Raw genomic sequence first — 11,565 nt, 5'->3', positions numbered from 1 at the left:
GCGGAGTTAAACGTTTGCTTTTTTGCGGCCCCCCTGGCGCTGCGATTCGGTACAAGGAGATCGCGTTTAACTGGCAGTGGAAGGTCCACCACGCATATCAACGAACAATAAAAATTTTCAGGGGAAGTTTTCTATGTCTACGCCTTCAGCGCGTACCGGCGGTTCATTAGACGCCTGGTTTAAAATTTCGGCGCGCGGTAGCACCGTGCGTCAGGAGATTGTTGCAGGTCTTACTACCTTTCTGGCAATGGTGTACTCCGTCATCGTGGTGCCGGGCATGCTCGGAAAAGCGGGTTTCCCGCCGGCCGCGGTGTTTGTTTCTACCTGTCTGGTGGCGGGCGTTGGCTCGCTGGCGATGGGATTATGGGCAAACCTGCCGATGGCCATCGGCTGCGCTATCTCGTTGACCGCTTTCACCGCCTTCAGCCTGGTGCTGGGGCAGCACATCAGTATTCCGGTGGCGCTCGGCGCGGTATTCCTGATGGGCGTCCTGTTTACGGTGATCTCGGCAACTGGCATCCGCAGCTGGATCTTGCGCAACCTGCCGCAGGGCGTGGCCCACGGTACCGGGATCGGGATCGGTCTGTTCCTGCTGCTGATTGCCGCCAATGGCGTTGGCCTGGTGATCAAAAATCCGCTGGACGGTCTGCCGGTGGCGTTGGGGAACTTTGACAGCTTCCCGGTGGTAATGTCGCTGATTGGCCTCGCGGTGATCATCGGTCTGGAAAAAATGAAGGTACCGGGCGGTATCCTGCTGACCATTATCGGCGTGTCGATTGTCGGCCTGATTTTCGATCCTAACGTCCATTTCTCCGGGATTTTCGCCATGCCATCCCTGAGCGATGACCAGGGCAACTCGCTGATTGGCAGTCTGGATATTGTCGGCGCGCTGAATCCGGTCGTGCTGCCCAGCGTACTGGCCCTGGTGATGACGGCGGTCTTTGACGCCACCGGCACCATCCGCGCGGTGGCCGGTCAGGCGAACCTGCTGGACAAAGACGGACAGATCATCAACGGCGGTAAAGCGCTGACCACCGACTCCCTGAGCAGCGTCTTCTCTGGCTTAGTCGGGGCGGCGCCGGCGGCGGTGTATATCGAATCGGCGGCGGGTACGGCAGCCGGCGGTAAAACCGGCCTGACCGCGGTGACGGTAGGGGTCCTGTTCCTGCTGATCCTGTTCCTCTCTCCGCTCTCTTATCTGGTGCCGGCCTACGCGACCGCGCCGGCGCTGATGTACGTCGGCCTGCTGATGCTGAGCAACGTGGCGAAGATCGATTTCAATGACTTTGTTGACGCGATGGCTGGCCTGATCACCGCGGTGTTTATCGTGCTGACCTGCAACATCGTGACCGGCATCATGATCGGTTTCGCGACCCTGGTGATCGGCCGTCTGGTCTCCGGCGAGTGGCGCAAGCTGAACCTCGGCACGGTGATTATCGCTGTGGCGCTGGTGGTGTTCTACGCCGGCGGGTGGGCGATTTAAACCCTTTGTGCTCCTCACGGGCGGCTCAGGCCGCCCGTTTTATTTTTAAGCCACATCCTGTTTCCATTTGCGTTAATCTGGGTAGCGTATGATTCAAAGGCAAGACGCCTCACAGGTATAAAAGAAAACGCAGCAAACAGGGAACACATGGAAATATTCTTTACCATCCTCATCATGACCCTTGTGGTCTCACTCTCCGGGGTAGTGACGCGCGTACTGCCCTTTCAGGTTCCACTCCCACTGATGCAAATCGCCATTGGCGCGCTTCTGGCGTGGCCGACCTTTGGTTTGCATGTTGAATTTGATCCAGAGCTGTTTCTGGTCCTGTTTATCCCGCCGCTGTTGTTCGCCGACGGCTGGAAAACGCCAACTCGCGAATTCATTGAGCACGGGCGCGAGATCCTCGGCCTGGCGCTGGCGCTGGTGGTCGTGACGGTGGTCGGCATCGGCTTTCTGATCTACTGGATTGTGCCGGGCATTCCGCTGATCCCGGCGTTCGCGCTGGCGGCCGTGCTGTCGCCGACCGATGCCGTGGCGCTTTCGGGTATCGTCGGGGAAGGGCGGATACCGAAAAAAATCATGGGTATTTTGCAGGGTGAGGCGCTGATGAACGACGCCTCCGGCCTGGTCTCGCTCAAGTTTGCCGTCGCGGTGGCGATGGGCACCATGGTCTTTACCGTCGGCGGCGCCACCGTCGAGTTTCTGAAAGTGGCGATTGGCGGCGTGCTGGCCGGGTTTGTGGTGAGCTGGTCGTATGGCCGCTCGATGCGCTTCCTCAGCCGCTGGGGCGGTGACGAGCCCGCCACGCAGATCGTCCTGCTGTTCCTGCTGCCGTTTGCCTCCTATCTGATTGCCGAACATATCGGCGTCTCCGGCATTCTGGCGGCGGTGGCGGCAGGGATGACCATCACCCGTTCCGGCGTGATGCGTACCGCGCCGCTGGCGATGCGCCTGCGCGCCAACAGCACCTGGGCGATGCTGGAGTTTGTCTTTAACGGCATGGTGTTTCTGCTGTTGGGCCTGCAGCTGCCGGATATCCTCTCCAGCTCGCTGGTGGCGGCGGAAGCCGACCCCAATGTCGAGACCTGGATGCTGTTTACCGACATCATCCTGATCTATGCCGCGCTGATGCTGGTGCGTTTTGGCTGGCTGTGGTCGATGCGTAAGCTTAGCCAGCGCTTCCTGAAGAAGAAACCGATGGAGTTTGGCTCCTGGACCACGCGCGAGCTGCTGATCTCCTCCGTTGCCGGGGTGCGCGGGGCGATTACCCTCGCCGGTGTGCTCTCTATTCCGCTGCTACTGCCGGACGGGAATGTCTTTCCGGCGCGCTATGAGCTGATTTTCCTCGCCGCCGGGGTGATCCTGTTCTCGTTGTTCGTTGGGGTGATTGCGCTACCGATCCTGCTGCGCCACATTGAATCGAGCGATAATGTGCAGCAGCGGAAAGAGGAGCGTCTGGCGCGCGCGGCGACGGCGGACGTGGCGATTGTGGCGATCCAGAAGATGGAAGAGCGGCTGGCGGCGGATACTAAAGAGAATATCGATAACCAGCTGCTGACCGAAGTCAGTTCGCGGGTGATCGGTAACCTGCGCCGCCGCGCCGATGGTCGTAACGATGTGGAAACCTCGATGCTCGAAGAGAGCCTGGAGCGGCGCTTCCGCCTGGCGGCGCTGCGCTCTGAGCGCGGTGAGCTGTACCATCTGCGCGCCACCCGGCAGATCAGTAACGAGACGCTGCAGAAGCTGCTGCACGACCTCGACCTGCTGGAAGCGCTGTTGATCGAAGATCAGTGATCGTCAGACCCGGTGGCGTAGCGCCGCCGGGTGATCTCTCGTAACGCACGTGTGCCCGCGGGCAGCTGACGCCTTACCGGGCCGACAACCTCCGCGGTATCCGCCCGATGCGCACCAGCCAGGCGTTATTCCAGCCAGAACGCTTTACTGCACGCCAGCCAGGCCTCAGCGCTACGCGACATATACACGCCTTCCCGCCAAATCATCCCCAGCTCCCAGCGCAGCTCGCTTTGCAATGGGATCCAGCAAAAGTTCTGCGGGTCGAGACGCTGGCAAATCGGCTCCGGCAGGATCGCCACGCCAATGCCGGCCTGCACCATGGCGGCGAGAAAGTCCCACTGGCCGCTGCGCACGGCGATCCGCGGCTTCACGTCGTGCTCGCTAAACAGGCGCATCAGCTGCTGGCTGAGGGCAAATTCCTCGTTGTAGATAACCAGCGGATGCGCCGCCAGCTCCGCCGGCGAGAGCGACGTTTTGCCTTCCCACGCCGCGGTCCTGGGCGTCAGGACGCACAGTGGGTGGTTGAACAACGGCAGGGTGGTGAGGCTGCTACCCTCTTCGATCGGCAGGGCGGTCATCGCCATATCAAGTTCGCCATTGCTGACCGCCTGCTGGACCGTCAGGCCGCCAAACTCGGCGATTTTCAGCTCGACGCCCGGGTAGCGCTGGCGGAAACGGCTGATCGGCTCCGCCATCAGCATCCCGACCATCGGCGGAATGCCAAGACGCAGCACCCCCTTATGCAGGTGATTGATATCGCTCAGCTCTGACTCCAGCTGGCTGAACTCGCCGAGGATCGCCTGGCCGCGTTCAAAAACCACGCGCCCGGTATCGGTAAGCAGCAGTTTGCGGCCGTCGCGGATCAACAGCGTGCAGTTCAGTTCATCTTCGAGATTTTTGAGCATCTTGCTGATGGTGGGCTGCGTGACAAACAGCTTTTCCGCCGCGCGAGTAAAACTCTGCTGACGAACCACTTCAACGAAATAGCGCAGCGTTCGGATATCCATAATTATTCCCTGAGACTATACCTGCGATGATTTTAATTCATTTCTGTCCGCGTCGGCGGCTCTCTATACTGCATGCCTGACTTCTTTTTTCAGGACTATCGCTCATGGCCTTCGCGCCAGCTCGCGTTGCCCCTGCTGTGGCGCAGCGACTTCAGATCCCGATACAGGTACTGCTCTACGTCGGGTTATTCATCTTCGCACAATATCTAGTGAACAGGTGGCAGGTACCCTTGCCGGCCAACTTAGTGGGCATGGTGATGCTCCTGTTGATGATCGTTTGCCGGGTGATCCCCCTCAACTGGGTTCGCGCCGGCGCCCGCTGGCTGTTGGCGGAGATGCTGCTGTTTTTCGTCCCGGCGGTGGTGGCGGTGGTCAATTATGCCCAGCTGTTGATGGTCGACGGATGGCGTATTTTCCTGGTCATTGCGTTGAGCACGCTGATGGTGCTCGGCGCTACGGCCTGGGTCGTTGACAAGGTTTATCGTTACGAAGTGAACAGGATAAAAAAATGAGCGATGCCACGCTAAGCATCCTGTGTCTGGCGGCGACGCTGGGCCTCTATTACGCTAATAAAAAACTGTATCGCCGTTTTCATAAACTGCCGTTGATGCCGCTGGTATTTACGCCGATCCTGCTGGTGCTGATCCTGGTGGCAGGCCATATCTCTTATCAGAGCTATATGGGAGAGACACACTGGCTGCTCTGGCTGCTGGGCCCGGCGACCATCGCCTTTGCCGTCCCGGTCTATGAAAATATCGCGGTGATCAAACGCCACTGGATGTCTCTCAGCGCAGGGGTGGTGACGGCGGTGGTGGTAGCGGTGACCAGTTCCGTGTGGCTGGCGCGCGGATTGATGTTGTCTGACGAAATACAGCGTAGCCTGGCGGTGCGTTCGGTGACCACGCCTTTTGCCCTGGCGGCGGCGAAACCGCTCGGCGGTCAACCCGATCTGGTGGCGCTGTTTGTGGTGATCACCGGCGTCTTTGGTATGGCGGTGGGGGACATGCTGTTTTTACGGCTTGCTATCCGGGAAGGGATGGCGAAAGGGGCCGGGTTCGGGGCGGCCTCCCACGGTGCCGGAACCGCGCGCTCCTATGAGCTGGGCCAGCAGGAGGGCGTAGTGGCCAGCCTGGTGATGATGCTCTCAGGTGTGGTCGTCGTGCTGGCTGCGCCGGTCGTGCGCTGGCTGCTGTTTTAACATGGTCCCGTAACCGGATATTATGAAATATTGAGGGGGAGAATAGTTATGGACTATTTTCCCCTGTTTTTGTTTATACCCGTTATTACTCATCATAAAATATTAAGTCGATTCTTATGTTTTCCCTAGATTTGTAACTAAATATTTCAATGGCGTCGATTATTTAATTGCAATCTAAATATTATTCAGGGTTTTTATTATTTTCGCGAATTATATAACTTGTTATCTAATTGATTTTTAAGTATTTTTATGTTGCACCGCTAATCCTCTAATACACTTTATTTAAGAATTGATATATCCATTGATAATTGAAACTTTACCTTTTGTTCGTTATTCTCTTTACGCGAGCTTGTATTATTGAATGGATTCAAAACGGGTCGTTTATTTCTGCATAATAGTGACTGTCATCAAGCCGATAGCATGTAAATGCCTGCATGACGCCGCGCTGATTGAATTTCATTCTCTAATATCGCTGCATACAGCAATTGACGGATTGATTGTCGTTTATAATGGATATGGGAATAAATATGAAGATGAGTAAAAAATTTCTGGCGGGTGCCCTGATTTTCTCTGCCTGCAGCGCGCTGTCTACCGTTGCCCAGGCTGATAACACCATTACCTTTAATGGCGTTGTTTCAGATACCACCTGTACGGCGACCATCGATGGCGGTGTGACTGCCATTGATATGGGTACCACCTCGGTGGCGGACCTGAAAGCGTATACCTTCGGCGCAGCCAAAAACTTTTCCTTTAGCTTAGCGGATTGCCCGACGCTGGAAGAGGGGGGAAATAACTCCGCCCGCGTGACTTTCGGCGGGGTTTCCGATACCGCGAATAGCGATTACTTTAAAAACCAGGCAACGGAAGACGCAGCGACGGGCGTCGCTGTGGCGCTGTATGACGAAGCCGGTAGCCTGATGAAAAATAACGAAGAAGGTTCCGATGTCGATATCTCTTCCGGTGCCGCAACGATTCCGTTCACCGTTAAGATGGTGAAATCGGGCGCTGGTGAACCGACAAAGGGTGCCGTTCAGACAACGGTAACTTATAACGTGACCTATCATTAATTCTGCATTTTATTGAAAGGAGAAAGGGGGATCGTCTGTTATTCCCCTTATTTAAGCGTATGAGATATCCTTTTTTTGTGGTTGGTTTAGTGCTGTCGTCCTCTATCGCGCAAGCCAGCGTGGTAGTTGGCGGTACGCGCCTTGTCTTTGATGGGACAAAGAATAACGCCGTCATTAACGTTGAGAATAAAGATCCGAGCAGCAATATCGTACAGTCCTGGCTCTCTGTGGCTGATGCTCGCTCACCAGCAAAAGATGCATTTATTATTACACCGCCGCTATTTCGTCTTAAAGCCGGAGAGAAAGGATTTGTGCGCGTTGTGCGTTCAGGAAAGACGCTACCAGACGACCGCGAGTCCATATTTTGGCTTAATATTAAAGGGATCCCGGCAACAGAATATACTCCTGATAAAAATGTCGTGCAGTTTGCTATCAACTCGAAAATAAAATTAATTTACCGGCCTGCCGCATTAAAAGGTAATACACCAGAAAGCTATGCCGACAAATTACAATGGGGTAAAGAAGGGGCGGCGGTAACGGTAAAAAATAGTTCGCCATTGTATATGAATTTCTCACAGATCAGTCTTAACGGTAAAAATATTTCTGGTGCATGGTTTGCAGCCCCGTTTTCTACTTTAAAAATACCCGTCAGGAATAACCTGTCCGCGGCAGGAAAAAAAGAAATCACATGGAGCGTGATTAATGATTATGGTATGTCAGGGAAGAAATATACCGCTCTTATTCAGTAGCATTGAGCCGCTATGTTCAACTAAAAGTCTCTGCGTCGCTATTGTTCTGTGCCTGAGTACCCTACCTACTTGCGCCGAGGCCGATGAATATTTCAACCCGAATCTACTCGAAGTTACGGATAATAGTGCGACTTCGGTTGATCTGTCCTATTTTTCGCAAGACGGCGTACCGCCGGGCACCTATCACCTGGATGTTTACGTCAATGATAAGTATGTCGGTTCTGAATCACTCCTGTTCCAGGTAAATAACCCTGACGCTGGTGCAAACGCAACGGCGACTCCCTGTCTTTCTTCGGAGTTTCTTCATTCGTGGCTCATCAATACCGCCGCCTATCCGAAGCTGTTCGAGGCAGGAGAAACCTGTGCTCAGCTGTCGGCGATCCCGGGCGTGACGTTTACGGTTTCGCTTGCCCAACAGCGGATAGATTTTACCGTCCCGCAGGCCGCGATGCTGAATCGCCCCAGAGACTATGTGCCGGAGAGCCAGTGGCAGCAGGGGATTAACGCCGGTATTCTCAACTACAGCATTTCCGGGCAGCGCAATACCCCGCGACATAACGGCGCGACAATCGACAGTCAGTTTATCAGCCTGCAGCCTGGCGTGAATCTGGGGCCGTGGCGCCTGCGCAACTACAGCACCTATAGCCACAGCGACAATACCAGTCGCTGGGAGTCGGTATACTCCTATATCACCCGCGATATCCAAACCCTGCGCAGTCAACTGGTGGTGGGCAACACCTATACGTCGTCCGGAATCTTCGACAGCATGAGCTTTACCGGCCTACAGCTCAGCTCAGATAAAGAGATGTTGCCGGATAGCCTTCACGGGTTTGCGCCGACGATCAAGGGTATTGCGCGTACCACCGCTGAGGTCTCGGTCTATCAGAATGGCTATAGCATTTATAAAACCACCGTTGCCCCCGGCGCTTTTGAAATAAAAGATCTTTACGCCACCGGCAGCGCCGGCGATCTGTACGTCAGCATTAAAGAGTCTGACGGCAGCGAGCAAAACTTTGTGGTGCCATTCGCCTCGTTGGCGATCCTGCAGCGCGAGGGCCAACTGGACTATGCGCTGAGCAGCGGCAGAACGCGCTCAGGTAGCTCCGACGATAAAGAATATAACTTTATTCAGTCCTCTCTGGTTTATGGCGTGACCAGCAACGTTACTCTTTATAGCGGTTTTCAGCAGGCTGAAGATAAGTACACCAATTTGCTGTTAGGCGCTGGTTTTAATCTTGGGACTATCGGCGCCCTCTCATTTGATGGTTCTCAGTCATGGGCTGATGTTAACGCCAACGCCGCAGCCACATCGACCAGTAAAGAACAGGGGCAATCTTATCGCGTCCGCTTTAGCAAAAGTTTTCTCCAGACCGGCACCAACTTTTCCGTGGCCGGTTATCGCTATTCCACCGCGGGATACTATTCGTTTCAGGATTTTGTCGATAACGCTTCCACTCAGTATGACTGCTGTACCAGCAAGGGCAGAACGAAAGGCCGTTTTGACGCCTCGGTGTCACAGACGCTGTTTGGCTATGGCTCACTTTCGCTGTCGCTGATCAATGAAACCTACTGGGACAACTCGCGCATGGCGTCGGTCGGGGTGGGCTATAGCGGAGCAATCGGCAAAGCCTCCTACTTTATTAACTATTCCTATAACCGCAACGTGCAGAACACCGATGACAGCGGTTATAACCGGCCGACCAGTGATACGGTCGTCTCCCTGACGTTAAGCATTCCGCTGGGGGACTCACTCTCCGCGAATTACACCTTGAACCATGCCCGCCATAACGACACCACGCACAGCGTGGGACTCAACGGCTCGGCGTTCGAGGATCGCTCCCTGAACTGGAGCGTGCTTGAAGGGTACAACACCCAGGATAAGAGCACTTCCGGCAACCTCAGCGTCAACTACCAGGGAGCAAAAGGCGACGTGGCAGGCGGCTATGGCTACGACCGCTACAGCAATCACTACAGCTATTCGCTGCGCGGCGGCATGGTTGCCCATTCCGGCGGACTCACGCTGTCACGCTTTCTGGGGGAGAGTTCGGCGCTGGTCGAGACCCCCGGCCTCAGCGATGTGACGGTGCGCGGCCAGACAAACGTGACGACGGATGCCGCCGGATATGCCGTGGTGCCCTACGTCCGTCCGTACCATCGTAATAGCCTGGCGCTGGATGAACAGGAAATTCCCGGCGCTGAAGTGGATAACGTTGCCAGAACGGTGGTTCCGACGCGCAACGCGATCGTCAAAGTGCAGTATGACACGCGAATTGGCTATAAGGCGATGCTCACGCTGCGCACCCGCAGCGGGGTGGTGCCCTTCGGCGCGCTGGTGACACTTGATAATGCGCGGCCTAACACCAGCGTCTCGCGCAGCAATATCGTCGGCGATGAGGGGCAGGTTTACCTGACGGGGTTGCAGAAAAAAGGTCAGCTGTTAGCGCGCTGGGGGGAAAAAAGCAATGAGCAGTGCACCGCTCATTATGATTTTTCCAGCACCACGCTGAGCGACAATATTCTGTTTTATCAGGCCATTTGCCGATAATGGCCGCACGTGCGCAACAGGAAAAGAAGGGCTGATATGAGGATTAAAGACTGCGGAACAGGGGGCTGCGTACTGGCTAGCCTTTTGCTGCTCTCCGCTTCCGGGTTGGCTTACGAGAGCAGCAGCACGGTCAATTTTAAGGTTACGGGCACGATCGAAGCGCCCTCCTGTGAGGTGGCCGTGGAGCCGTCGAATCGGATTGATTTAGGCACCGTTCCCTATCAGACGTTCTCCGGAAAAGCGGGATCGAGCAGCGCCAGCGTGCCGGTTAAGCTGCTCTTTTCCAACTGTTCCGCCTTTGCGTCGGCGGTGACGATCGCATTCAGTGGAGCCGATTTCGATGATGCCCACGCTTCGATCTATAAAAGCTATATGACAGGCAATAACGGGGCCAGCGGCATTGGTTTGCAACTGCTCAGCATGGCTGACCAGCAGCCTCTGGGCCCCGGTGACCAGTATCTCTACACCTTTGATAGCGAAACGGACATCCACACGTTCAACATGGTGGCGCGGATGTACTCACCCTATGGCCAGGTGAGTCCCGGTATTGTTGGTTTTACCGCCACGTTTGATGTGACCTATAAATAATGATTTCGACAGGGAGTGTTATGAGAAAGCTAATTTTATTTTTCATTATCGTGCTGGTCCCCTCCTACAGCTGGGCGGTATGCGGGGGGAAAAATTATGGCGATATTTCGATGACTAAGCTGCCTGAAAAAATACTGATCAATGCCGGAAATTATACCGCGGGTACGGTGCTGTATGATTCCGGGAAATTGAATCACGCGCAAACGTATATGCTCAATTGCGAGGGGAAAATTTACGCGGTGTTTGCCTGGTCTTCGGGCAATGCCGGGGCGTTGGTCGGCGATAATATCTATACCACCTCGGTGCAGGGGGTCGGGATACGCGTTAAAATGTGGCTTAATATCAGTGGTGAATATGATAACGATACAGATGATTTCGCTCCCGACTCGCAGGTGCATTATATCGGGGATGCCAACTTTGCACTCGGTGAGCCTCGGGGCTTTTTAGATTACTACGCTTCCACCCATTACACCCCGGCGTATCAACTGCAGCTGGTGGCGACTGGCGGCCCGATTGCCGGCAATAGTACATTATCATTTAACGATCCGGTGGCGACGGTATCGGCAAAGGATAAGTCAGGCTCGATAGCGATTTCCCAACTGCATATCAGCGGAACCACCAGCATCCAGATGATCCCGATGGGGTGCGATGTCAGTAGCAATAATCTTAGTTTTGCCATGGGCAGCATCAATACCGGCGAGTTTAATAGCGCGACGAAGGTAGGATCAGCGCGGCAGTCCATGAATCTCTTTTGCGAGCCGGGAACCAATGTTTCGATGCGGGTGGTGGCGGCGGAAGCGAGTGGGAATAATCCTGATAACACCGTAATGGCCTTAACGGCAGAAGAGAATGTTGCCACCGGGGTGGGGGTCCAGTTGAATCTGGATGGCGAAGCGCTGCCGCTGAATACCGACATCAGCCTCTATACCTCGAGCCGTACGACGGTAACGAACGACGGCGCAGATGCCAGCTATAGCTATTTCACCCATCCCGACAGTCCTGGCGGGGCAGCCGCTCAGCAGTCGCTCGCTTTTTCCACAAACTATTATAAGACGGGAAGTATAGTGACAGCAGGTTCAGCAAACGCAGCAGGGGTGATCACCTTCACCTACAACTGACGGGGGCAGAATAAGC

At 55.1% G+C, this 11,565-nt stretch carries 10 protein-coding genes; 9 read left to right on the top strand and 1 reads right to left on the bottom strand.

What is annotated here, in order from left to right; translation table 11 throughout:
• Nucleotides 1-133 precede the first annotated feature (133 nt).
• Together ABLV52_RS21405 and ABLV52_RS21400 are read left to right on the top strand one after the other, a co-directional pair.
• Nucleotides 134-1,483, top strand: a complete 1,350-nt coding sequence (locus ABLV52_RS21405; RefSeq protein WP_004206333.1) for an NCS2 family permease — start codon at nucleotides 134-136, stop codon at nucleotides 1,481-1,483.
• 147 nt (nucleotides 1,484-1,630) lie between these two features.
• Nucleotides 1,631-3,277 carry a Na+/H+ antiporter gene (locus ABLV52_RS21400; RefSeq protein ID WP_004206334.1) on the top strand — a complete coding sequence of 549 codons (1,647 nt, stop codon included), beginning with the start codon at nucleotides 1,631-1,633 and terminating at the stop codon, nucleotides 3,275-3,277.
• A 125-nt stretch (nucleotides 3,278-3,402) separates the two neighbouring features.
• On the opposite strand, the gene ABLV52_RS21395 is transcribed toward ABLV52_RS21400, so the two are convergent.
• Nucleotides 3,403-4,284, bottom strand: a complete 882-nt coding sequence (locus tag ABLV52_RS21395; protein ID WP_017900105.1) for a LysR family transcriptional regulator — start codon at nucleotides 4,282-4,284, stop codon at nucleotides 3,403-3,405.
• 104 nt (nucleotides 4,285-4,388) lie between these two features.
• Between ABLV52_RS21395 and ABLV52_RS21390 the strand changes: the two genes are divergently transcribed.
• The 7 genes from ABLV52_RS21390 to ABLV52_RS21360 all read left to right on the top strand — a co-directional run bounded on the left by ABLV52_RS21390 (nucleotide 4,389) and on the right by ABLV52_RS21360 (nucleotide 11,549).
• Entirely contained in the window at nucleotides 4,389-4,796 is a 408-nt protein-coding gene (locus ABLV52_RS21390; RefSeq protein WP_004206336.1) for a CidA/LrgA family protein, read from the top strand.
• The gene (locus ABLV52_RS21385) at nucleotides 4,793-5,482 is read left to right on the top strand and encodes an LrgB family protein (RefSeq protein ID WP_004206338.1); all 690 of its coding nucleotides are present in this window, start codon (nucleotides 4,793-4,795) and stop codon (nucleotides 5,480-5,482) included. The genes ABLV52_RS21390 and ABLV52_RS21385 overlap by 4 nt, the downstream gene beginning before the upstream one ends.
• A 509-nt stretch (nucleotides 5,483-5,991) precedes the next feature.
• Complete coding sequence (locus tag ABLV52_RS21380) at nucleotides 5,992-6,549, top strand: fimbrial protein (RefSeq protein ID WP_348890912.1); 558 nt, start codon at nucleotides 5,992-5,994, stop codon at nucleotides 6,547-6,549.
• Nucleotides 6,550-6,608: 59 nt separating this feature from the next.
• Complete coding sequence (locus ABLV52_RS21375; protein WP_032454572.1) at nucleotides 6,609-7,298, top strand: fimbrial assembly chaperone; 690 nt, start codon at nucleotides 6,609-6,611, stop codon at nucleotides 7,296-7,298.
• Complete coding sequence (locus tag ABLV52_RS21370; RefSeq protein ID WP_348890911.1) at nucleotides 7,252-9,843, top strand: fimbria/pilus outer membrane usher protein; 2,592 nt, start codon at nucleotides 7,252-7,254, stop codon at nucleotides 9,841-9,843. The genes ABLV52_RS21375 and ABLV52_RS21370 overlap by 47 nt, the downstream gene beginning before the upstream one ends.
• A 36-nt stretch (nucleotides 9,844-9,879) precedes the next feature.
• Nucleotides 9,880-10,431, top strand: a complete 552-nt coding sequence (locus ABLV52_RS21365; RefSeq protein ID WP_348890910.1) for a fimbrial protein — start codon at nucleotides 9,880-9,882, stop codon at nucleotides 10,429-10,431.
• A 20-nt stretch (nucleotides 10,432-10,451) separates the two neighbouring features.
• Nucleotides 10,452-11,549: a type 1 fimbrial protein gene (locus ABLV52_RS21360; protein ID WP_348890909.1), complete on the top strand. Its 1,098-nt coding sequence runs from the start codon at nucleotides 10,452-10,454 to the stop codon at nucleotides 11,547-11,549.
• Nucleotides 11,550-11,565 lie beyond the last annotated feature (16 nt).

It is taken from the genome of Klebsiella sp. GB_Kp056, assembly GCF_040064755.1.
Lineage (GTDB): Bacteria > Pseudomonadota > Gammaproteobacteria > Enterobacterales > Enterobacteriaceae > Klebsiella > Klebsiella quasipneumoniae.
Note: the sequence above shows the minus strand (reverse complement) of the source record. Positions and strands in the feature narration are given on the sequence as shown.